Origin of the sequence: Euzebya tangerina (assembly GCF_003074135.1) — a bacterium.
Classification (GTDB): Bacteria; Actinomycetota; Nitriliruptoria; order Euzebyales; family Euzebyaceae; genus Euzebya; species Euzebya tangerina.
Genome location: NZ_PPDK01000001.1, coordinates 1140452 through 1162900 on the forward strand (window position 1 = coordinate 1140452; position 22449 = coordinate 1162900).

General features: G+C 68.7%; 17 protein-coding genes and 1 tRNA gene. 14 read left to right on the forward strand and 4 right to left on the reverse strand.

The annotated features are described in order from the left end of the window. Positions 1-14: 14 nt before the first annotated feature. Positions 15-2597 (reverse strand): cell wall-binding repeat-containing protein, encoded by a 2583-nt coding sequence (locus C1746_RS05240; RefSeq protein WP_162867416.1) that lies wholly within the window; start codon positions 2595-2597, stop codon positions 15-17. A 191-nt stretch (positions 2598-2788) separates the two neighbouring features. Here C1746_RS05240 and C1746_RS05245 point away from each other — a divergent pair, with 191 nt between their 5' ends. The 3 genes from C1746_RS05245 to C1746_RS05255 are packed head-to-tail and all read left to right on the forward strand — an operon-like array spanning position 2789 to position 5923. Beyond that, positions 2789-3886 (forward strand): alpha/beta hydrolase, encoded by a 1098-nt coding sequence (locus tag C1746_RS05245; RefSeq protein ID WP_162867417.1) that lies wholly within the window; start codon positions 2789-2791, stop codon positions 3884-3886. A gap of 25 nt (positions 3887-3911) precedes the next feature. Next, positions 3912-4664, forward strand: a complete 753-nt coding sequence (locus tag C1746_RS05250; protein WP_116713616.1) for an esterase family protein — start codon at positions 3912-3914, stop codon at positions 4662-4664. An 11-nt stretch (positions 4665-4675) separates the two neighbouring features. Further along, complete coding sequence (locus C1746_RS05255) at positions 4676-5923, forward strand: ATP-grasp domain-containing protein (RefSeq protein WP_116713617.1); 1248 nt, start codon at positions 4676-4678, stop codon at positions 5921-5923. A 43-nt stretch (positions 5924-5966) separates the two neighbouring features. Here C1746_RS05255 and C1746_RS05260 read toward each other — a convergent pair whose 3' ends face one another. Beyond that, on the reverse strand, positions 5967-9539 hold the full coding sequence (locus C1746_RS05260; RefSeq protein WP_116713618.1) for a S41 family peptidase: 3573 nt from the start codon (positions 9537-9539) through the stop codon (positions 5967-5969). A gap of 10 nt (positions 9540-9549) precedes the next feature. Next, positions 9550-11370 carry a uracil-DNA glycosylase family protein gene (locus C1746_RS05265; protein ID WP_116713619.1) on the reverse strand — a complete coding sequence of 607 codons (1821 nt, stop codon included), beginning with the start codon at positions 11368-11370 and terminating at the stop codon, positions 9550-9552. A gap of 139 nt (positions 11371-11509) precedes the next feature. Here C1746_RS05265 and C1746_RS05270 point away from each other — a divergent pair, with 139 nt between their 5' ends. The 6 genes from C1746_RS05270 to C1746_RS05295 all read left to right on the forward strand — a co-directional run bounded on the left by C1746_RS05270 (position 11510) and on the right by C1746_RS05295 (position 16016). After that, positions 11510-12643, forward strand: a complete 1134-nt coding sequence (locus C1746_RS05270; RefSeq protein WP_116713620.1) for a hypothetical protein — start codon at positions 11510-11512, stop codon at positions 12641-12643. A gap of 27 nt (positions 12644-12670) precedes the next feature. Beyond that, complete coding sequence (locus C1746_RS05275) at positions 12671-13018, forward strand: hypothetical protein (RefSeq protein ID WP_116713621.1); 348 nt, start codon at positions 12671-12673, stop codon at positions 13016-13018. Positions 13019-13063: 45 nt separating this feature from the next. Further along, positions 13064-13150 (forward strand) — tRNA-Ser (locus tag C1746_RS05280). A gap of 264 nt (positions 13151-13414) precedes the next feature. Further along, on the forward strand, positions 13415-14035 hold the full coding sequence (locus tag C1746_RS05285; protein ID WP_162867418.1) for a hypothetical protein: 621 nt from the start codon (positions 13415-13417) through the stop codon (positions 14033-14035). Further along, positions 14032-15432, forward strand: coding sequence for a flavin monoamine oxidase family protein (locus C1746_RS05290; RefSeq protein ID WP_116713623.1), 1401 nt, complete (start codon positions 14032-14034; stop codon positions 15430-15432). Before C1746_RS05285 ends, C1746_RS05290 begins: the two co-directional genes overlap by 4 nt. Continuing rightward, positions 15429-16016 carry a hypothetical protein gene (locus C1746_RS05295; RefSeq protein WP_116713624.1) on the forward strand — a complete coding sequence of 196 codons (588 nt, stop codon included), beginning with the start codon at positions 15429-15431 and terminating at the stop codon, positions 16014-16016. Before C1746_RS05290 ends, C1746_RS05295 begins: the two co-directional genes overlap by 4 nt. 16 nt (positions 16017-16032) lie before the next feature. On the opposite strand, the gene C1746_RS05300 is transcribed toward C1746_RS05295, so the two are convergent. Further along, complete coding sequence (locus tag C1746_RS05300; protein WP_116713625.1) at positions 16033-17211, reverse strand: PucR family transcriptional regulator; 1179 nt, start codon at positions 17209-17211, stop codon at positions 16033-16035. Between the two features lie 163 nt (positions 17212-17374). Here C1746_RS05300 and C1746_RS05305 point away from each other — a divergent pair, with 163 nt between their 5' ends. The 5 genes from C1746_RS05305 to C1746_RS05335 all read left to right on the forward strand — a co-directional run bounded on the left by C1746_RS05305 (position 17375) and on the right by C1746_RS05335 (position 22306). Next, the gene (locus C1746_RS05305; RefSeq protein ID WP_116713626.1) at positions 17375-18385 is read left to right on the forward strand and encodes an LLM class flavin-dependent oxidoreductase; all 1011 of its coding nucleotides are present in this window, start codon (positions 17375-17377) and stop codon (positions 18383-18385) included. Further along, a complete protein-coding gene (locus C1746_RS05310) occupies positions 18382-19371 on the forward strand; it encodes an LLM class flavin-dependent oxidoreductase (protein WP_116713627.1) in 990 nt (329 codons plus the stop codon). The genes C1746_RS05305 and C1746_RS05310 overlap by 4 nt, the downstream gene beginning before the upstream one ends. Further along, positions 19368-20213 carry an ABC transporter ATP-binding protein gene (locus C1746_RS05315; RefSeq protein WP_116713628.1) on the forward strand — a complete coding sequence of 282 codons (846 nt, stop codon included), beginning with the start codon at positions 19368-19370 and terminating at the stop codon, positions 20211-20213. Before C1746_RS05310 ends, C1746_RS05315 begins: the two co-directional genes overlap by 4 nt. After that, positions 20210-21067 carry an ABC transporter permease gene (locus C1746_RS05320; protein ID WP_116713629.1) on the forward strand — a complete coding sequence of 286 codons (858 nt, stop codon included), beginning with the start codon at positions 20210-20212 and terminating at the stop codon, positions 21065-21067. The genes C1746_RS05315 and C1746_RS05320 overlap by 4 nt, the downstream gene beginning before the upstream one ends. Positions 21068-21145: 78 nt before the next feature. After that, positions 21146-22306, forward strand: a complete 1161-nt coding sequence (locus C1746_RS05335; RefSeq protein WP_162867420.1) for an ABC transporter substrate-binding protein — start codon at positions 21146-21148, stop codon at positions 22304-22306. Positions 22307-22449: the final 143 nt, after the last annotated feature.

The following is a 22449-nucleotide window of genomic DNA, read 5'->3' on the forward strand; positions in this document are numbered from 1 at the left end:
CCCCCTGGCCAGGCTCAGCAGGGCTGCGCGAGATCCGTTGCAACGTCGGCCGAGGTCGTCGCCGTCGGCGAGACCACCAGGGTGGGGAGGCGGTCGCCGCCAGGACAGGTCGCCGCCGCCGTCTCGGCCTGCAGGCGGTCGAGCTCGATCAGCAGCAGTGGCCAGTTGAGGTCGGCGGACAGGCCGGCCGCGGCCAGGGTGTAGGCCCAGCCATCATCGGACCCGCCGGGGGCCAGGATGTGACCGGCCGGCACCGCAGGCCACAGCTCCGCACTGACTGCTGCTGCCGTCGCGAACCGGTTCGGCCCCTCCACGCGGGAGTCGGCCCCCAGCCCGTCGGCTGCCGCCTGACTGACCGCGGCCGCACCGCCGACCACCACCACGTCCGTCGAGGGGTGTCCCTGCAGCCAGGCCGCCGTGGCGGGGTGGGCACTGGCTGTCTGGGTCAGCAGGATCGGCTGGCCGGTCGCGGCCGCCCAGCCACCGGAAGCCACCGCGTCGGCCCATGCCGCAGTGGGGTTGTCGGCCGGCGCGTCGGCTCGGGCGACCACGGCCATCTGGGGCTGCCCGAAGAGGCTGGCTGCCTGGTCCGCAATCGCCACCGCGGTCTCGACCCGTGAGGGTCCTGCCAACCGAATGGGGGTGTACCCCGCCGCCTGCAGCGACTGGGAGACCGCGGGCGAGATGGCCGTCTCACCGCCCAGCAGGAACACGGTTCCGGAGCCGGCCAGCAACCGGTCGATCTCATCCCGGGTGCGCGGGTCCAGCGTGCCGGTCGGCGTGTACAGCAGCGGACCGTCACCGGTCAGCACCGCCCCTGTCAGGCTGTCGGCGAACACGTCGTTGCGGGAGAGCACCACGATGCTGGCCCCACCGGTGGGGAACCGCTCGTTCGAGATCTGCACGGCGGCCTCGATGGGCTCGCCGATCGGAGGTGGGGGGATGGTCCCGGTCGCTGGCGAGTCGAAGTCTGCGCCATCCACCTGGACCTGGAGCGGTGTCAGCCCGGTGGCGGTGAGTGCGACCGTCGTGGTCAGGGTCCCAGCGGCCTCGACGACGCCTGGTTGACAGTCGACGCCACCCGTCACCGCAACGCAGCCATCCCCGGTCGCGGTCCCGGCGCCATCCAAGCGGACCTCGACCGGGCCAGCCGTACCGGCCATCAGCCCGGTGTTGGTTATCGTGATCTCGACCTGCCCGTCGGCCACAGCCGCGGTGCCGGAGAGGACGGCGATCGGCGTGACGGTCACCGTGACCGTCGCCGTCGTCACCTGACCCTCGTCATCCACAGCGGTCACGGTCACGCTGTACTGACCAGGCTGCAGCCCGTCGGCGTCGAAGGTGGCGGTCTGACCCATCACGTCGGTGACCTCGTCGCCGTCGAGGTCCCAGAACAGCTCCACGGGTCCACCGTCGGGGTCGGTGGCCGTCGCGCTCAACTCGACCGAATCGTCCTGCTCCACCTCGGCCGCGGCGGCGACGTCGATGACCGGGGGTTCGGTGCCGTTGCAGAACCGGCTGGTGCAGACCAGGACCTTCAGGTCATCGTTCGTCGAGTCCTGGTAGCTGATGACCGGGTGGCCGGCTGGCGTGAGCGCGATCGACGGGTGGTCGCCCACCTCACCGACCGTGTCGGGGAATTGCGGCTGGGGCGTGTCGCTGCAATCGGGTTGCAGGCAACGGAGGACCGCCAGGTCCCGCTGGTTCCCCTCGGTGTAGGTGATCGCCGGAAGGCGTCCCCCCTCCAGAGCGATCTCGGGGGTGTAGAACGAGGTGACCCCCGAGCCCGTGACCACGGGCTGGGCGGTCTGGGCGCCGCTGCAATCGGACGTGGTGCAGGCCACCAGGCGAAGTTCGGCGCCGCGGACGTACGCGACGACCGGGTTGCCATCCTCGTCGAGGGCCATCGTGGGGGAGTGGCTGTTCTCCGACTCGACGGTCTCCGTCTGCTGCGGGCCGGTGCAGTTGGGGTTGGTGCAGTGGACCAGCTGGATGCCGCCGCGAGCGAACGCGACCACGGGATTGCCGGAGGCGTCCAACTCGACCCAGGGCGTGTAGGCCACGCCGGCAGTGGTGATCGGCCGGGGCTGCTGTGACCCGGTGCAGCTCCGGTTCGTGCAGTGCACCAGCTGGATCGTCTCCGCATCGTTGTCGCGGTAGGCGATCACGGGGTTGTCGTCGGCGTCGAGGACCAGGGAGGGCGTGGATCCGACGTCGCCGTCACTGTCGACCGCCACGCCCGTCTGTGCCCCGGAGCAGTCGAGGGTGTCGCACCGAACGAGTCGCAGGTCGTCGTTAGCGGAGTCTCGGTGCGCGATGACCGGGTGGCCGTCGCTGTCCAGCGCCAGCGACAGGGTGAATCCCGAATTGCCGACCGTCTCGACCGTCTGGGGTGTTTGCTGACCGCTGCAGGACGGGTTGGTGCAGCGGATCAGCTTCAGGTTGCCGTTGGTCCCGTCGTAGTAGGCGATGACGGGATGACCCTGCTCATCCAGGGCCACCGAGGAGTAGTTGCCGACGATTCCGGCGGTGTCGAGTGTCCTGATCGAGTCCGCCGCCACTGGCGAGGCCGTCACGACGACGGCCAGTACCAGCATGCCAACGAGAAACCACCAGTGTCGTACCGTGCCACAACTGCTCATGAGACTGTCCTCTGCGCCGGTCAGGACGGTCCGTACCCGTGCCTGATCACCTGCGAGACGGATGGCGAGGGGTGCCTGATACGTGACGCCCTGTTGCACGACCGACCTGACGGCAAACTGGGGTGGTCATGATGACCGCTACGGCTGTGAGCCCCGTACTCACTGACGCGGAGATCACCTTCGTCCTGCCCGACCCTGACCGGCGGTATCAGGAGGTGACGCTGTATCAGGAGCTCCAGCGTCCGCGCGAGAGCCCGGTTGCAACGTGGGCCGACGGGGAGTGGCGCGCTCGGCTGCCGCGAGTCGATCAGGCCCCCAAGGGACCGAAGCGGATGGAGTACGCATTCGTCGTCACCCACCCCGACGGCGGCAAGGAGTTCATCACCGATCCTGGCAATCCGGTCGTCGCGGATGGCCCCTTCGGCGCGAAGTCGGTGCTGCAGTTCCCCACCTACCAGCCCCCGGCATGGCTGCAGGCCGAGGCGCCGGCAGGCGGATTCGGCCACATCGAGTGGAGCGAGATCCCCCTCTCCCGCTACAGGTCGGCCGTGACCTGCGGCGTCTGGACCCCGGCCGGTCACAACCGAGACGACGAACTCCCACTGCTGCTGGTCCACGACGGCCCCGAGTTCGACGAGCTCAGCCGTCTAACCCACCTGCTGGCACTGGCCGTGGCCGAGGGGCGGATCCCCCCGATGCGTGCGGCCCTGCTCGCGCCGGTGCCGAACCGACGCAACGAGACCTACTCCGCCTCGGCCCACTACGCCGACGCCCTGGCAACCCGGGTGGTCCCCCACCTCGACCATCACGCCCCCAGCCCAGCCGACGACCGCCCAGCCGTCATGGGCGCAAGCCTCGGTGCCCTGGCGGCCCTCCACGCGGCCCACCGCCACCCCGCCACGTTCGGCGACCTCGTCCTGCTCTCCGGCAGCTACTTCCGCATGCGGTCGGACCATCAGGAGCGTGGGTTCGCCCACTTCAACCGGATCTCCCGCTTCGTGGGCCGGGTCGCGACCGGACGCGCGACGCTGCCGGTGAGGACGATCGCGATCAGCGTGGGAACCGTGGAGGAGAACTACGTCAACAACCAGATCATGGCCAGCGGCCTGGAGGCTGCCGGCCACGACGTGCGGTTGACGACCTTCGCAGACGGCCACACCTATACGGCCTGGCGGGACGCGCTCGACCCGGTCCTGCTCGACGTCCTGGCTGACGGGATGAGTGCACGACGCAGCACCCTGTAGGACCAGCAAAGTGTAGAACTCCAGCATGAACCAGCGAGAGCCGCGCCGCGTGTCCATCGACGCGCCGAGCATCGGAGGAGCTGGCCAGGTCTGGGCCTACGGACACTACGGCCGTCCCGTCCTGGCCTTCCCGTCCCAGCAGGGCGAGGTCTGGGACTTCGGCAACAACGGGATGGTGGACGCCATCGGCTGGCTGATCGACGAGGGCCGGATCAAGCTGTACTGCGTGGAGTCCTTCGATGGGGCCAGCTGGTTCGACGACTCCATCCCGTTCGAGGAGCGCGCTCATCGCCACAACGCCTACGTGGGTTGGATCTACGACCGCGTGGCCCCCGCGATCGCCGGGGACGCCGGCGGACGGCAGGACATCATCGCCACCGGGTGCAGCTTCGGCGCCTACCATGCCGTCAACGCCACCCTCCAACGGCCTGACTTCTTCCCCATCGGCTTGGGCCTGTCCGGGGTCTACGACATCCGCACCATCGGTGCCTGGGGTGAGCAGGGCCAGGCGGTCTACTTCGCCAACCCCGTCGACTACGTCGCCAACCTGCATGGCGACCACCTCGACTGGTTGCGGGGCAACAGCCATCCGGTCCTCGTGGTCGGCCAGGGCCAGTGGGAGGACACCACTGGGGCCCTCGAGTCCACCACGTCCTTCGGTCAGCTCTGCCGTGACAAGGGCCTGAACGTCGAGGTCGACCTGTGGGGTCACGACATCCCGCACGACTGGCCGTCATGGCGCAGGATGCTGGCCCACCACCTCCCCCGATTCTGCTAGACCCTCTACTCATGGCGAATCAGCTCATCGGACTGTTGCTCGGCACCGAAGAGGACTGGCCGGCGATGTTCGAGCGCATATTCGCCGAGCTGGACCTCGCCATCGAGCACGGCGGCGAGACCCACACGTTCGAGGTCGAGCGGATCACGATCGAGCCGTTCGACCTGCGGAGCGTCCCCGACTACGACCTGGTCGTCGACCGGCTGGCCCACTGGTACTACCAGCCCCGCGAGTGGCTGAAGAAGGTCGCGTTGATGGACGACGTGTACCTGATGAACAACCCGTTCACCTTTCAGTCGATGGAGAAGCACTCCGCCTACTGCATGCTGATGCGCCTGGGGCTGAAGGTCCCCGACACCTGGCTGGTGCCGACCAAGGAGCCGGTCGACAACGAGCGGTACGCCTACACGGCTGCCAAGTACAACACGATGTTCGACCTCGAACAGGTCGCCGAGAACATCGGCTACCCGCTCTTCATGAAGCCCTTCGACGGTGGCGCCTGGGTGGGCGTCAGCCGGATCACCTCTCCCGAGCAGTTGCACCAGGCCTACGACGAGTCGGGGCAACGGCTCATGCACCTGCAGGCGTCGGTGGAGGGGTTCGATGCCTTCGCCCGGAGCCTCACCATCGGCCCCGAGACGATGGTCATGCGGTTCGACCCCGACAAGCCGATGCACGAGCGGTACCAGGTCGACCACGGCTTCCTGTCCGCGCGGGCGGGGGAGGAGGTGCTCGCGATATCCCGGCTGGTCAATGCGCTGTTCCGCTGGGAGTTCAACAGCTGCGAGTGCCTGGTCCGCGGGGCAGACGTCCAGCCGATCGACTACGCCAACGCCTGCCCTGACGTGTCGCTCATCAGCCTGGGCTACTACTTCCCGTGGGCCATCTCGCGGCTCGTCAAGTGGGCCGTGTACTGCACGGTGACCGGTCGCAAGATGCGCGTGAGCCTGGACCTGCAGCCGTGGTTCGAGGTCGCGGACGACGAGTCGTTGTCCTACCAGGACAAGCTGGCCGAGTACGACCGGCTGTCCCGGGAGTACTTCGAGGCTGAGGCATACCAGGCCTTCTGCGACGAACACCTGTCACAGGTGGACGACGTGACGCACGGCATCGTCACCTCCGCGTGGTTCGACGGCTTGCTGGTCGACACGGTCACGCGCACCTTCCCCGAGTACGAGCACGACGAGATGATCGCCCGTTACCGCGGCCTGTCGGGCGCCTGGGCCGCCGATCAGTCGGCGACGTCCACGGCCCCGTAGGCCCACAAGCCGTCACGACCTGGGTCCAGGTTCGGATTGGACCTCACGGGACTGAGGCGACCTTCCGTGTCGCCACCACCTCACCGTCCCGCAGGCCGGTGATCATCAGCGTCTCCTGTTCGGTCTCGCCGAGTGCCACCTCGACCGGGGTGCCCGCGGTGGTCGCTCCGGCATGGATGGTCCGGGCACCGACCTCGACCTGGAGGTGATCGATCCCGGTCGTGTGGACGGTCAGCCGGGTGTCGGTCCTGCTGGCGGTGAGTGCCACGGCCGTTCGTGTGACGGCATCCAAGGCGGCCACGGCTCCTCCGATGAGGTCGACGTTGTCCTCCAGCAGGTCGCGCCTGGTCAGGTGATGCCGGATGTCCGGCACCACGCCGAGATCCTCCACGACCTCGCCCTCGTGGTCGCCCACCCGAAGGGTCCGTCGGACCGAGACGTTGAACGACGCCCCGCCAGGGAGTCGCTGGAACGGGTTGTCGGATCTATCAGCGCCACCGAGCAGCCACAGCAGGTGGTGGGACCAGACGTTGGCGCCTCCGGCTCCGGTGGTGTCGGCGGTGCCGATGACCGGGCCGATCCCGTGGTCCTGGAACCCCGCGGCGAAGATGTCGGTGGCGCTGTAGCACAGCGCATCCACGATGAGCACCGCGGGGCCGTAGTAGCGCTGTCCCAGTCCGTTGGCGAAGTCCTCCGGTGTGATCGAGTGGCCCCGTGAGTAGGCCGCACCTGTGGCCGTGGCCTGCTCGACCGAGGCCAGCCACGGCCCGAGGTCCAGCTCGGACACCGCTGCGGAGGGGGCATTGCGGCGACACAGCTCCGCAACCAGTTCGGTGGCGGCGAACTGCGTCGGTTCCGGCCGCACCGGCTTGGACGTGAGCGTCTGCAACAGGCCCTCGGCGGCGAAGATGTGTCCGCCGCTGTTGCCGCGCACGTCGATCACGAGTCCGGCCCCGGGAAGCTGTTCGGCGAGGCGGATGAACTCGTCCACGAAGCCTGCTGGGTCCTCGGTCTGGAACGTGAAGATCCGGATGTAGCCGTACCTGCCGTTGGGTCCGATCCGCTTGGCCCGGAAGACCTGGGGCAGCCGGGAGTCCAGCGGGTCGGCCTCGTCCGCGGGCGCCGCACCGGACCCAGCAGCCAAGGCTGCCAAGGGGGCGTACAACTGCTTCTTCATCTCGTTGACCCGGTCGGTCTGGATGTCAAAGCCTCTGGCCGTGTCGGCCAGCGCCGCCGTGAGCTCGGGATCCGGTCGGTGATCACCCGCTGGCTCCACGCCGGTGTCCGGCGTCCAGATGAGCCAGTCGTGACGGAGTTCGCGCCGAACTCCATCGGAACCGACGTAGGTCAGCGTGATCCAGTCAGCCAGCGGCGGCAGGGTTCGCACCAGCGGCCGGGTGGTCAGCGCCGCCAGACCGCGGGCGTGTCGGGCCGCGGCGTTGCTGCCCGCCTGCCGCCGGGCGTTGTCAGCGATCGCGCGGTCGATCGGCATGCCGTTCCAGTGGGTCACCTCGACCCCGGGGACGAACGCCGGATGGTCGGCCAGATCTCCAGCCGTTCGTGAGACCAGGTAGCGGCGTTGCTGCGCCCCGTCGTGGTACTCCTCGATCAGGAACGGCACGAAGGCGATCCGCTGGGCGTAGGGCTCGGGGAGCAGGTACGTCGTGTGGAGGTCCCGCAGCGAGGAGAACACCTCGATCATCTCTGCGTGGAAGGCCCGGTCGTCACCGGGAAGGCTGACGGGGTCGCCCGCGGCCGACCGAAGCCGGTAGTCCAGCAGTCGCAGCCGCTGCACGGGGTCGACGGCGTGCATCGAGCGCTTGAAGTCCAGGTGGACGTACACGCCGTCCAGGAGCTGCTGGGCCGCCGCGACCAACCGTCGTCGGGCCGCTACGTCCAGCACACCGGTCTGGTCGTCCAGGACGACCACGTCCGCCTGCGGCTCGCCTCTGGGTCGCAGCGTTCCGCGCTCGGAGGGAGGGACGGGATCCTGCCCGTACAGCTCCGGCAGATGGTCCTTGACGAACTCCGGCAGGTTGCCCTGCCGGGCGATCAGCGGCAGGAAGTCGGGGTCGTCGGCCACGGTGAGGGGGTCCAGACGGAGCGGCGTGACGATCTGGCTGAGCGGCACCGCGGCCGCGACGGGGGAGACGTCGGCATGGGCGGCAAGTGGTCGCAGCGCGTCCTCTTCGCCGGCCTCATGGTCGAGGTCGAGCACCCAGCGGTCGGTGGCACCATCGACGGTGGCCAGGGCGCCGTTCAGGGCAGAGCTGCCACGCTCCAGCTCAGCGGCGACGGTCGGCAGGTTGGCCAGGCCCTCCAGCAGCCGGTCTCGAGCCTCGGTGAGGCTGAGGTCGGCCACCAGGGGGTGGCTGGCGGCGTGGCTGATGTTCAGTCGACGGCTCCGTCCACCGACGGTGAAGCGCTCCAGACCGTCGATGCCTCGCATGAGGTTGTAGGTGCCGTAGCGACGCACGCCGTTGATGACCACCAGGTCGATGTCGGTCTCGAGGGCCTGGATGAGGCCGAGGTGCGGATCCCGGGTGGTGTCACCCACGACCAGCAGGTCGGCCCGCTTGCCCGCCTCGATCGCCCCCAGCTGGCCACCCCAGTTCACGATCTGGGCTGCGTCCCGGGTGGCCATGGCCACCAGGTCCCGGGGGGTCAGGGCACCGCCGAGGGCGTGCTGACTGACCACGTGGGCCGCCTTCAGCTCACCCAGCAGGTTCTTGCTGCCCGTCGGCGACCAGTCCGAGCCGAGGCCCATGGCAACCCCGGCCCGACGTGCCCGAACGACGTCGGTGGTGCTGCCGTAGAGCAGCAGGTTGCTGAGCGGTGACCACACGATCCGGCCGCCTCGGGAGCTCATGGTGTCGAAGTTGCGCCCCCGGAGCCCGGTGCTGTGGATCCCCACCAGCGCATCGTTGATGGCCCAGCGCCGACCCTCCACTCGCAGTCGTTGGAAGTGGCGGTTCGCGGTGTCGTCCACCCCCTCGGCCAGGTGCAGCAGGAAGGTGTGGCCCCGATCGGCGGCGTGTTCGATCCGCTCGCGGAACCGGCCCGCGTTCGTCACATCGGCCACGCGGGTCGTTGCCTCCGGCAGGTCTGGATCGTCGGTCTGCTCGACGTTGCGGACGATCCCGCGGTAGTAGGCCGGGACCTGGTTGAAGCTGAGCAGCCGGATGCCCTGGCTGGTGGTCACGCCCGCCAGCAAGGCCTTGGCCTCGACGTACCGGATGATGGCCTGCAGGTACCCCTCGGCGCGACCGAGCACCCGCATCGGCCCGCTGACCAGCGTCTTGTACTCGGAGTGGCCGGGCCACTGGCCCCGGTTGGTGAACAGGCGGGGCACGTCCCACAGGCGCAGGATGTTGTAGGCCATGTGGTTGTGCAGCTCGATCAGCCCGGGGTAGATCGTGCCGCGGGAGCGGATCTGGCGCGCCCCGCGGAACTCGTCGGGAGCCGGCTGCTCGGCAGAGCGGACCGCGACGATGCGACCGGCGTCGATGTAGACAACGCCGTCCTCGATGACATCGTCGGCCGCGTTCATGGTGACGACGCGGCCGCACAGCGACCAGCGCTCACCAGCCAGCGGATCGATCGCGGTGTCGGTCATGGGATCTCCCTCAGCTCACGGTCCGCAGGCGATCGGCCGCCATCCGCTCGGCCGGTGAGAGCGGCTCTGGGTCGAGTTGGTCAACCCAACGCGGGAGCAGCAGCTTGTAGTAGTCGGGTGACGGGCTGCCGTCTTGGCGTCCGCGGGCCGCTCGGTCGCCGCACGTTCCCCGCCACCGAGGTGTGCCATAGGGGAGATCCCAGCGCGGGATCTGGCCGCGCCTGCCGTCGTAGCGGAATGACGCGGGCGCATCGGTGGCCGTGCCAAGCGACTCGATCGCCGCAAGTGTCCCGTGCCAGCTGGCCAGCCAGTTGCGCTGGCCGTACGCCTTCATCGACACCACCGGCACGCCGGCCGGCGCGACGTGGTCGATCAGCCGCCCTGATGCTGGTCCGACGGCGAGGATCGCGCCGAGGTCGGGGCTGACCGTGGACACCTCCGCCAAAATCAGGTGGTAGATGGCGCGAACGCGGTCGTCGTCGATGATCGCTCGGATAGCTGCAGCACGTAGATCGTCGGTGTCGACCGGCAGCACCCGGAGGATCAGGTAGCTGCGGTCGATGCCCATGGCCTCCAGGAATGGCTGCAGGTGCTGACCGGCGTCACCGCTCAGCGCCCGGCCACTGAACAGGTCATCGTGCCCGTGCTGGTCGGCGAGGACGACGACCTTGGCCCCCCGGGGCCGCCCCCGGTGGACGGCGCCGTATCCGAGGGAGGGGTGTGCGGTGGCGCCGAGGGCCGTGAAGTCCGGCCACGGGTGCCCGGGCTCGCCACCCATGAACAGGCGGGCGAACCGGCTGCCGGGGCCGCGGTCGTAGTCCCCGTAGTTCCCGACCGCCGGCTCGTAGGGGACGTCCCCCGGGTCATCGCGGTACCCCTCGTCATCGCCCCCGCCCGCGCCGAAGGGATAGGAGACCTGCTGGCCCCGGTTGTTGTACGTCCCGTCGGCCGAGAACAGCTGGATGGATCGCTGCCCGTCCTTCCGGTTGCTCGATGTGCCGCCTCGCCCAAGTCGCCAGGTGGTGCCGAGGGGCAGGTCTCGGAACGGGATCGGGGCGCTGCGGTAGCGGTACGTCGATGCTGGTCGGGGTTGCCCATCAGGGTCGGGTGGGAGCCAGGTCGAGTCAATCTCCCGCCACTGCTCGATCTGTCCCAGCGCCCTGGTGAAGTCGGTGATCACCGCTCTGGCCGAGCCGGCCGCGGCCGCCCCGGGGTGGATCACGCCGAGCAGGCGGGTTATCGGACCCAGAACGGTCCCGTCCGCCTCGTGCAGCCGTGACGGGCGTCCGTGTCCGCCGTGATGCTCGAGCCAGGACACCGCGGTCTCCTCGGCAGCGGTGCCGACGGCGATGACCAGGTGGACCTGGTTGCGCGCCAGGACGTAGTCGAGGATCGCGGTCCGCTGCTGAACGATCGGACTGGCCGGATCCTGACCGAGCGCGCGGATGCCCGGCTCGCTGTACTGCCCGAAGATCGGATAGAGGAACGTGTTGAGGAACAGGTAGGACCGCGTGATGCCGATGTGGTTCAGGAGGTACTGCATCCTGGCGCCGGTGCCGCCGGTGAACGAGCGTCCGGACAGCGACTCATCCTGGGCCCCCTCCTGCCCGATGATGAGAACCCGGACATCGTCATCCGTCAACCGACCTCGGTAGTGCATGGGCCCGAAGTGCCAGCGGAACTTCTCGCGGCCGAGGACGGCCTTGCCCAGTCCCCGGTAGTTCGGGGTCTGGGCGAACAGCCGCGGCCACCGCCGGTTCCGGGCCGGCCCGGGATCGTACTCCCAGGGCTGACCCCGCCCCTCCCAGTACTGGCTGTAGGTCGCTTCCATCGTTGCCTCACCTCACGCTCACGAGGTAAGAGTCAGACCGGGAGGCGCTGATACGCCTCGGTGGGCAGCAGGCATGTCGTATCACCGAACCCGTCAGCTTCCTCTTCCTCATGTGTGACCATCACCGACAGGAGCCGCCATGGCCAGCCATCACGATCTCGAGCCCGTCGAGCCGCGGGAGGCATTCGAGGAGGACACGCTCGACGCCCGCTACTCCCAGGCCGCGGTGCTGCTCTCCGTCGGTGCGGCGGTGTCCGGCGTCACCGACATGGTCCCCACCCACGAGTCCTTCGCGATGCCGGACCTGCATCCGCTGGCTGGCACCGGACCGGTGCCCCTCCCTGATGCGGTCGCAGAACTCGACGTCGCACCGCATGACTACCTGACCGGTCAGATCGGCCGAATCCCATCCGACGAGGCGGCTCGGCTGACCCGCAACCTCTTCGACGGCCCCGGTCGTGGGGTGGCGGTCAACACCGCGGCCGCGCTGGTGGAAGCCGGGATGCACAACACCTCACCGCTGGTCCGGGCGGCGGCAGCAACCGCAGCCCTGGACACCACAGGGCCACGAGAGGACGTCATCGCCGAGTTGGAGGAGGCAGCACAGGCCCGCGACACCGACACCCGTGAGCTGGCCCGGACCGGCTTGTACCGCGCCAACCCGCGGCACCCGCTGCTGGACCGGTACGTGGTCAACCGGCCAGAGGTCTCCACCCGACGGCGGCGGTCGAACACAGCGGTGCTCAGTCACGGCACCTGGGCGGCTCGCAGCCGCTGGTGGCGGCCCGGCGGGGACTTCTACACCTACCTGGACGGCCTGACCCCGCCGCTGCACGTGCACGACGAGAGCTACATGTGGTCGGGCGCCTACTCTGCCGCCGCACGCGACCTGGCCGCCGACGACTTGGTCGACTGGGTGGCCGCCCAGGGTCTGGACCGACCCGACTTCTTCGCCCACTCCCACGGCGCCACAGTGGGGAACCTGGCCACGCAGCGGGGCCTCCGTCTTGGCCGCCTCGTCGTGATGGGGCTGCCCGTTCACAGTGCTTGGCTGCCCGACCTGGCACAGGTCGACCAGTTGATCGACGTCCGGGTTCGGGCGGACCTGGTCATCCTGGCTGATCGCGGTGGTCAACGTCTGCCGGCGTCGCGTCGGGCCGACGACCGCGTGATCGAGCGGCGCCACGGCTGGTTCAGCCACGCCTCCACCCACGAGCCCGCCTACTGGGCTCGGCACGACATCCCTTCGTCGCTGCTGGTGCCCGTTCCGTGATGTGGCAGGTGGGGCTAGCGTGGCCCCATGGGAACGCTGGCCACCGCAGCCACGCTCGGGACCGGCCTGGTCTGGCTGGCCACCGGGTCCGACCGGGCGGGGAGGCGTCTGGTCGACGTGGCCACCAGCGAGGAGGAGGACGGTTCCCTGGTGGCGGTGATGATGCTGACCCGAGGTGGCGACCGGGCGGTCCCGCTGCTCGAGCGTGCCGCCCGTGGCGGTGAACCGGACCTCGCGACGGTTCTGTTGGGGATCGGCAGTGACCAGGCCGGGGAGGCGCTCGGCAGCCTGGCTCGCAGTGACGACCCCGCGGTGGCCCGGGCCGGTGCGGCTGCGCTGCACCAGCTCGAGCGTGCCCGTGACCGGCCCGGCTGAGCGCGGGTCGGGATTGCGGAGGAGCGACTACACTCGCCGCTCCCTGGAGACGTGCCCGAGCGGACGAAGGGACTTGTCTTGAAAACAAGCGAGCGTGCAAGCGTTCCGTGGGTTCGAATCCCACCGTCTCCGCTGTAGCGAAGTGGCCGCCGAACTTCGGGTTTGGCTCTTGTCGGCGGGTCTGCTCACCGGCTTGTAGCCGTTTCGGAGCCACTAGAACCACGGGGGTCCTCGACGGTGGTCGATCGGTGTGGCGACCGAAGCTGTCGGAGTTGGTGGTCTGTCAGGCGGCCCCGGCCTCGTGTCGGTGCACGACTTGGACAGTTGGAGAGCCGTCGTGACCCGCTCAATCCGAATTCCTTGACGGCACGTCAAACAATAACGTACGGTTGGTTCATGACATCAGGGACAGCAACCGATGCCGAAGTGCCATCGCTCGAGATCGGGCGGCGCTCCCCACCGGTCCGCACAGCGGTGCTCGGGACCGTGGCCGCGACATGGACGGCGGTGGCGCTGGACCAGCCGTTCGGGCTGCGCGGGACCTTCGACCGCGCGGCCACTGCCGACGGCAGTCTGGCTGGTGCTGAGTTGTGGGCCTATCCGCTGCCGGACGTGCTCGCCGGCGTGGGAGCGGCGGTCGCGCTCGTGGTCGTGGTGCGGAGGTCCGGCATCAGCAACCGGTGGCGCGCCGCCGGGATGGGTGCAGGCGCGGCGATCGGTTGGCTCGGCGGCGTGATCATGGTGACCTCGCTGGCAATTGGCCTGATCGGCGCCGCGGGCGTGGCTGCCGGGCGCGTGGTCGACGGGGCCGGGTTGGTGCTGACGGCCGGGCTCGCCATCGTGCTGATGGTGGGCCGTAGGCGAGCAACCGGCGGGACATCGGTGGCGTGGTCTGCTGCGTTTGCGGCCGTCGTCGTCGTGGGGCTTGGGTCGATCGGCCTCGGTCATGTCCCCGCCCTCGGCACGGTCTTGGTCGTCGGCCTCTGGCAGCAGCTCAGCGACGCGGTGGCACCGTGAACCGCCGGGAGTTCCTCGCGCTCGGCGGGGCGGCCGCGACGGCCGGCATCGGCTGGTTCGCCCGAGCAGGCGCCCGGCCGCCCGACCTGTCCGGACGCCCAGTCGGCCGGCGGGCGCTGCGGGTCGCCGTCCTCGGCGCTGGCGTCGCGGGGATGACGGCGGCGTCGGAGCTGTCGAGGGCGGGACACCGCGTCCGGGTGTATGAGGCTCGCGACCGGATCGGCGGTCGGGTGTGGACCGACCACCGGATGGGCGTCCCGGTGGATCTCGGCGCAGCATGGATGCACGGTCGCAACCCCCTCTTCCACCGTCTCGTCGACGCCGGCGAGCAGTTCGCCGACGAGACCGACTTCGAGTCGCTGTCGTTCGTCGACGTCGACGGCACGCGGCTTGAGGAGACCGCGGTGCTCCGAAGCGGCCTGCGATCGGTCGCGGTCGAGCGGATGCTGGCCAGCTTGAGCGCCACTGCCGACATCCCCGACGTCTCGGTGGCGGCCGCGCTCGACCGGATCGGCGCGGCGCACGGGTTAGCCGGGCGTGACGCCCGCATGGATGACTTCATCCACTACGTGATCTGGCACCAGACCTTCGCGATCGATCCCGGCCTGCTGAGCGCCCGCCAACTCGGCCGATACCACGACTACTCGGGGCCGGAGTTCGTTCCCGAGCGAGGCATGGAGGCCGTCTTCGACCTGCTCGACCCCGACGTCGACGTCCGCCTGAACACACCCGTGGAGGCGGTCCGGCTATCCGCCGATGGCGTTGAGATCCAGACCGCGATCGGTGTCGACCGGTTCGACCGGTGCGTCTGCGCCATCCCGCTCGGGGTGCTGCAGACCGGTACCCCGGTCTTCGAACCCGGACTGCCAGCCGAGGTCCGCCGGGCCACCGAACGGCTCGTGGTCGGCGACTTCTACAAGCTGGTGCTGCGATTCCCAGAGGTGTTCTGGCACGCTGAGACCGACTTCACCGCCATCCTGGCGGAGGCCGGACGATGGGGGGACGGACGCCACAGCGCCTTCATGCACTACGACCACGTCCACGGCGAACCCATCCTGATCATGGTGGCCGGCACCCACTTCGCGGTGCAGCTGGAACGCGCCGGCACGCACCACGCCACTCGTGAGGCCATGCGCCGACTCCGCCTGGCCTACGGTCCTGACATCCCCGACCCTGTCGATTCGATGGCCACCACCTGGCGCTCCGACCCTTGGAGCAATGGGGCCTACACCAACTACGGGGTCGGTGCGACCGCCGAGGATGTCCGGGCCTTCAGTCGCCTGCACAGCGGCCGCATCACCTTCGCCGGTGAGCACACGTCCGAACAGGTCTCCTCCAGCGTCCACGGGGCCTTCGAGTCAGGCCGACGCGCGGCCGTCACGATCGCCGCGTCGTGACCGACACCAGCCGGACACGGTCGGTCGGACGGCCCAGTGTCGTCGAGGAACGCCGGGCCCAGATCATCGATGCCTTCATCGATCTCGTGGGCGAATCGCAGTCGGTCGATGTCTCCGTCGTCGACGTCGCCCGTCGGGCCGGCGTCGCCCGCACCGCGGTCGCCCACTTCATCGGTGACCGGCAGGCATTGCTGGCCGCGGCGGTCGCCGAACTCCAGGACCGCTATCAGCGGACCCTGGACCTGGCGCTTGGCCCCGACCCCTCTCCCGACACCTACATCGACGTGCTGTTCTCCGCGGACTGGGCGTTGCAGCGGGACAACGACGACCGCGCCTTCGACACCATCGTCGCCCATGCCAGAGGCGAGGACTCGTCACGCCAGGTCGTGCGTGCCACCTTCCAGCACTTCCTCGACGCCCTCACCGACTCCATCGCCGCTCACCACCCGAGCCTCGACGACCCCCGGGGGCGGGCCTGGGCCATCATCTGCCTCTCGGAGTTCACCATCACCCTGCTCGAACTCGGATTCGACGCAGACGACAACCGCAGAGCCCGCACCGCTGCTCGACGGCTCCTCACCTGACGGCCAGGCGGCAGGGTCAGGGCCTCGGCGCACCGGTCGCCTCAAGGCGGCAGGCGAGGAGCAAGGCGAACAGGTCGGGTGTCGAGCGCGGGTCCATGCCGGTCAACTCGAGAATGCGCTTCAGTCGGTAGTGGACTGTGTTCGCGTGGATCGACAGGGCGCGAGCCGTCTGACCTGCTGACATGTCGTTCGCGACGTAGGCGATGATGGTCTCGCGCAGAGCGTCGTGTCCGGCCAGTGGCTGCTGGCAGCGTTCTGCAAGCCAGGCGTGCAGATCGTCGTCGATGGTCGACGCCACCATGTCCGCCACCAGGTCGCGGTAGCGGACCAGCGGGCGGGTGCTGGTCTTGGTGACCGCCAGCGCGCGGAGGGCCTGCCGGCACGAAACGCCGGAGGTGGTGATCTCGCTGCTGGGTTCGCCGACGGCCATCCGCGGCTGGATCTCGGCATGGCCGTGGACCACCGTGCGGAGGCGGTCCATGTCCGCCTCGTCGAGTGCGGCGGGAACCAGCACGACCTTGGCGTCGCGTGCCGCCCCGATGACGATACGACCAGTGGCCGACGAGCCCAGCGCACCGATGAGGTCGCGCTGGATTGACGACGTCGCGCCGACCCCCCGCGTCGCCCCCAGCACCACCGCAATCGCGGTGTACGGAGACGCTGGCTCGCAGCCGAGGGATTCGGCAAGTGTGAGGATCTGACGCGAACTCAACTCACCGAAGGCGAGTCCCGAGATCAACTGCGTCGAGAGACTGTCGCGGTGTGCGGATAGCTCACGTTCCGTCGCGTGGTACCCGTCGATGGCGGCGGCCGCCAGTTCGTCCAGTGCCCGGAGCATGCGCCGCATCCCCTCCTGGGCATCCCGAGCAGGCACATCCTGTGCCTCGGCGTGAAAGGCACGTGTCAGGACCCGCTCGGCGTTGCGGTAGGAGAAGATGATGGACTCAAGCGCCAGACCCTGTCGGGCGCGTCGAGTACCGAGCTCGTAGGCGTGGCGGAGCGCCTCCAGACTGACCTGGTCATCGACGATTCCGGATATGACGGCGTCAACGGTCTGCTTGACCCGTTCCGTCAGCTCCCCAGCCTCGAGGTAGTGGCGGTCGTACCCCGAGACCTGTTCCCAGACGAGCGCGACGACGTGAGCGGAGAGCGCCGTGGATCGGGCCTCAAGGCCTTTCGTGATTTGTGTGAACATCACAAGTTTGGGTGACACAGTCTTGGTTTGACCAACGGTAGACCACCTCTTTGGCGATCTCTACTATCGAAATCAACAAGTGGCGTCCTGCCGATGTGTGGGCGTTCCAGCCACGGAACGGCCCGATAGGGCACGTCAAGGGCACTCGACGAAGAGGCACTCGATGGTTCGGTTCGGACCCGCGGTACCCACAGCGACCGAAGGAATGATGTACCCGGTGCCGTACGCGACACCGGCTGAGGCGGTCGAGATCGCCGTCCGAGCCGAGGCGCTCGGGTTTGAGTCCATTTGGGCGAACGACCACCTGTCGACGCAGGCGTACGTCCGGGCGGAGTTCGATGATCCGCCGCGCTTTCTGGACCCCCTCGGGTACCTCGCCTTCGTCGGCGCGCGGACGACGCATCTCCGTCTGGCGACCTGCATCCTCGTCCTCCCCTTCCGTCACCCCGTGGTCGCAGCAAAGCAGCTGGCGACGATCGACCAGTTGTCAGGGGGACGTCTGGTCGTCGGTGTCGGCATCGGCGCCTACCGAGAGGAGTTCGAGTCCCTCCGTCCTGATGTGAAGCTGCACCGCGGCGACTATGCCGAAGAGGCAATCCAGAGCCTCCAGCAACTGTTCACGGAGCGCCGTGCCGGCTTCGAAGGCGAGTACATCACCTTCGACGACGTCGAGAGCTTCCCCAAGCCACTTCAGACGCCCCTCCCGATCCTCTCCGGCGGCAACGGCGCGGGCTCGAAGGACCGGGCCGCCCGACTTGGACACGGTTGGCTCCCGGCGTGCCTGTCTCCACGGGAGGTCGCCGACGGGGTGGCAACGATCCACGAGACCGCTGCGACCGTGGGCCGTCGTCTGCCCGAGGACTTCGAGGTCGCCGTACAGCTCGGTGTCAGCATGGCCGACACGCAGGAGGAGGCCGAGGCGCGGTTCCGGGCGTCGCAGGTGTACGCACATCTCGAGTCCCTGTCGGGCACGACCCTCAAGGGGCAACAGGACGGCAGCCTTTTTGGACGCAACCTGATCGGCACACCCGGGCAGATCCTCGAGCAGATCGAGGCCTACCGGGAGTCTGGCGTTGACACCTTCGCGGGGTTGCTGTTCGCCTGCGACACCGTGGAGGAGACGCTCGACGCGATGCAGCGATTCAGCGACCACGTCGTGGCCGAGTACGCATGAAGCTCGCCTTCGCACTGTCCGGTAGCCGGAACGCCGCGACCGCGGTCGAGGTTGCGAGGACCGTCGAGGCCGCGGGCTTAGACGAGGTCTGGGTCACTGAGGACTACTGCGAGCGCGGCGCCTTCTCTCTCGCGGGGGCCCTGCTGGCGACCACGTCGAGGGTCGCGGTCGGCATCGGGGTCGTCAACCCGTGGACGCGCCACCCCATGCTCACCGCGATGGAAGCCGGATGCCTCAACGAGCTCGCGCCTGGGCGACTGCTCCTGGGGCTCGGTGCGTCGAATCCTCACTGGATGGACCACCAGTTGGGCATCCCCTTCGAGCAGCCACTCACCCGACTGCGTGAATCGGTCGAGATCCTCCGACTGGCACTGTCCGGCGAGCCCGTGGTGCACGAGGGAACCGCGCAGTCGATCGATACCCAGCTGAGCTTCTCACCTGGGACGCCCCCGATCATCCTGGGGGTCAAGGGCCCCAAGGCGTTGGCGCTCGCCGGTGCCGTCGCCGATGGCGTGCTGTTGTCCGTGCTCTCCTCGCCGCAGTACGTCCGGTGGGCGCAGCAGCAACTGGGCTCGCGGCAAGACCTTGCACTCGCCAGCTACATCGCCGTACGAATCGGCGACGACCGCCATGCCGTACGCGAGCGGACACGGCCCTTCGTCGCCAAGTTCCTCGGTGTCCACGGGGTTCACCCGATCACCGAGCAGGCCGGCATCCCGCCGGAGCTGGCGCAGCAGTTCCGACAGGGCTGGCAAGCGGGGACGCCACGCAGCGACCTGGTCACCGACCAGATCCTCGACACCGTGGCGATCGCCGGTGATCGCGATGACGTGGCCGCCGGCCTCCGCCGCTTCGCCGACGCGGGGCTCGCCACGGCCGTCATCCACGAGGAGGTCACCCAGGACCAGACACGGATGCTCGATCAGGTGCAGGCAGCAGCCGTCGACGCCGGCCTGAGCCCCGGAGCAGGAGTCGTGGCGTCATGACCTACACCACAGGTGCCCACCGGCCGCGTCCACATGCCCACATCGAGGTGATGAGGGCCACGAAGATCTACCTGAAGCCGGACGGCGGCCGGGTCGTGGCGGTGGGCGACCTCGACCTCTCGGTGAGGCAGGGCAACTTCGTCGCCATCGTCGGCAGCTCCGGTTGTGGCAAGTCGACGCTGCTCAAGCTGATCGCCGGGCTCATCACGCCAGACCGCGGGACGATCACGATCGGGTCGCAGCCGGCAGCGGAGGGCCGCCGAGACGTGGGCATCCTCCTCCAGACCCCGACGTTGTTGCCGTGGAAGAACGTGCTGGCCAATGTGCTGCTGCCCTATGAGATACGCAAGGAGAAGAGCCCGGAACTGAAGGAACTGGCGCTCTCGACGCTGGATACCGTCGGGCTCGGCGGGTTCGCGAGGAACTATCCGTGGCAGCTGTCCGGGGGCATGCAACAACGGGTGGCGCTGGCGCGACTGCTCGTCGCCAAGCCCGAGGTGGCGCTGCTCGACGAACCGTTCGGGGCCCTCGACGAGATCACGAGGGAAGCGCTGAACCTGGAGTTGCGCGACCTGCACAACCGCATCGGATCGACGACGGTCCTGATCACGCACTCGGTCGAGGAGGCGGCCTTCCTCGCCGATGAGGTGGTGGTCATGGCCGGCTCCCCGGGCCGGGTCGTCGGCACGGTCGCCGTCGACCTGCCGAGCCAGCGGGGGTCGGAGCTCCTGCGGGCGGACGCGCTGCACGCAGCGATCGCTGACGCTCGACAACTCCTCGAAGCCGTGCCGTCACCGCACGAGGCCCAGGCCGGCAGACGAACGAAGGTGTCCAACCCGTGACCGACGTCCAGATGACCCCTGCGATCCGGGGCTCCGAGCCGGACAGTGATTCGGAGGAGGTCGTGTCGGCCCCGCGCAGGGGTTCGCGACTGCTGGGCTTCCTCAAGCAACTCGCCCTCCCGGCCGCCTTCGGCCTGGTGGTGCTCGTCGCCTGGGAGGTGCTGGTCCGGGTCGATGTGCTGGATCCGATCATCTTCCCAGCCCCCACGTCGATCCTGTCCCGTTGGGGCGAACTCGCGCAGGAGCCCTTCTACTGGGAGGCCGTCCGCATCACCAGCGTCGAAGCGGCGTTGGGCTTCTTCCTCGGTTCCTTCACGGGCTTCGCGATCGGGGCGCTCTGCACCATCTTCACCTCCGTCCGGCAGACCATCTACCCGTGGGTCATCGGCTTCCAGAACACGCCGAAGATCGCGCTGGCGCCGGTGTTCGCCACATGGTTCGGCTTCGGCATGACGTCCAAGGTCGTGCTGGCCGCAACGATCTGCTTCTTCCCGTTGGTCATCTCGACGATCGTCGGACTTGACGCCGTCGACCGCGACAACCGCCTGATCTTCCGGTCATTCGGTGCCAGCCGGACCCAGATGTTCTGGAAGCTCGTGGTGCCGTCCGCCCTCCCGGTGATCTTCTCCGCCGTCAAGCACGCGCTCACCCTCGCCGTGATCGGCGCCGTCGTCGCCGAGTTCGTCTCCGGCAGTCAGGGCCTCGGCGTGCTGGTGAAGGACTTCAACTTCCGCCTCGACATCGCGGCGGCCTTCGCCATGATCGCCTCGCTGGGGCTCCTGGGGCTGGTCATGTACGGGGCAGTTGCGTACGCGGACAAGAAGATCGTGTTCTGGCGGGACACGTCCAACTAGCAGCCCATTCGCCGAACCAGCCAACCACCCCCCACGACCTCGAGCCGGACAGCAAGCGACCGTGATCGGAGAAGCAACATGAAAACTCGCGTACTAGCGCTGGCCACGCTCCTCGTCCTCGTACTTGCCGCGTGCGGAGGTGACGACGCGGGGACGACGAGCGCCGAGGAGCCAGAAGCGGAGGCGGAGGCCACGAGCGCCGAGGAACCCGCGGAGGAGCCCGAAGAGGCGGAGCCAGACGAGGCTGAGCCAGAGGAGGAGGCCACGAGCGCCGAGGAGCCTGAGGAGGAGGCCGAGGAGGAGCCGGCGGCCTCAGGTGACGAGGCACCGGAGGAGGTGCTCTTCCTGAACCCGGCAGCGAACGATCTCCTGTACGGCTTCGGCCTCATCTCCGCGGACCGCGGTCTGGATCAGGAACTCGGCGTCTCGCTGCAGGTCGAGTCCACTGGCGGGTCCGGCTTCGCCACCCAGCAGCTCGTCGCGGGCAACGCACCATTCGGTTCGCCCGTCGCTCCCGATGTGTTCCTGGCGAACGAACAGGGTGCGGACCTGCGCTTCCTCGGCTGCCAACACCAGACCAACATCTTCGTCGTCACCGTCCCGGAGGACTCGGAGATCCAGTCGATAGAGGAACTGGAGGGTCGACCCATTGGCGTCACCGAACTCGGCGGCGGAGAGTTCCCGACCCTGCGGGGCGCACTGGGATCGGTCGGGCTGAGTGAGGAGGACGTCGAGGTCATCCCGATCGGCACTGGTGGTCCCCAGACCCTCCGAGCCATCGAAGACGGCACGGTGGAAGCGTTCACCGGATCGTTCGTGGACGTCGCGTTCCTCGGCGTTGCGGGCCTGGAACTCCGTGACATCACCCCCGAGGCCGTGGGCGACGTACCGGGTGCCTGCCTGGTCGGCTCCCAGGAGGCGATCGATGCTGACCCGGAGCGTGCCCAGGCGGTCACCGAGCTGTGGCGTGAGTCGATCCGACTGGCCGCGGAGGAGCCTGACGAGATCTTCGACATGCTCTGTGGTGAGGTTCCAGAGCAGTGCGAGCCGGAGGAGAGTGCACGAGCGCTGTTCGACGCCAACAACTCCCTGGCCCAGCCGTCCCCGGACGCGGAGATCGGCGTCGTGTCGGTGGAGGCATTGCAGCGGCTGTCGGACTTCATGGTCGAAGTCGGCCTCATCGAGGAGGCGCCGGAGGATGTGAGCGACTACATCTCAGAGTTCGCCATGACGGGCTAGCTCAGGGCTGCCTCACCCGAACGCCGGTCGTTCGGTGAGGTGGCCTGCATCGCCGGGGTGGATGGGCCGGCCCACCCGGGCGCGGAAGTCCGAGCTTCAGCCAGAGCCGGCTCGGGCAGGTCGCGGTTGTGTGACCTCGCCCT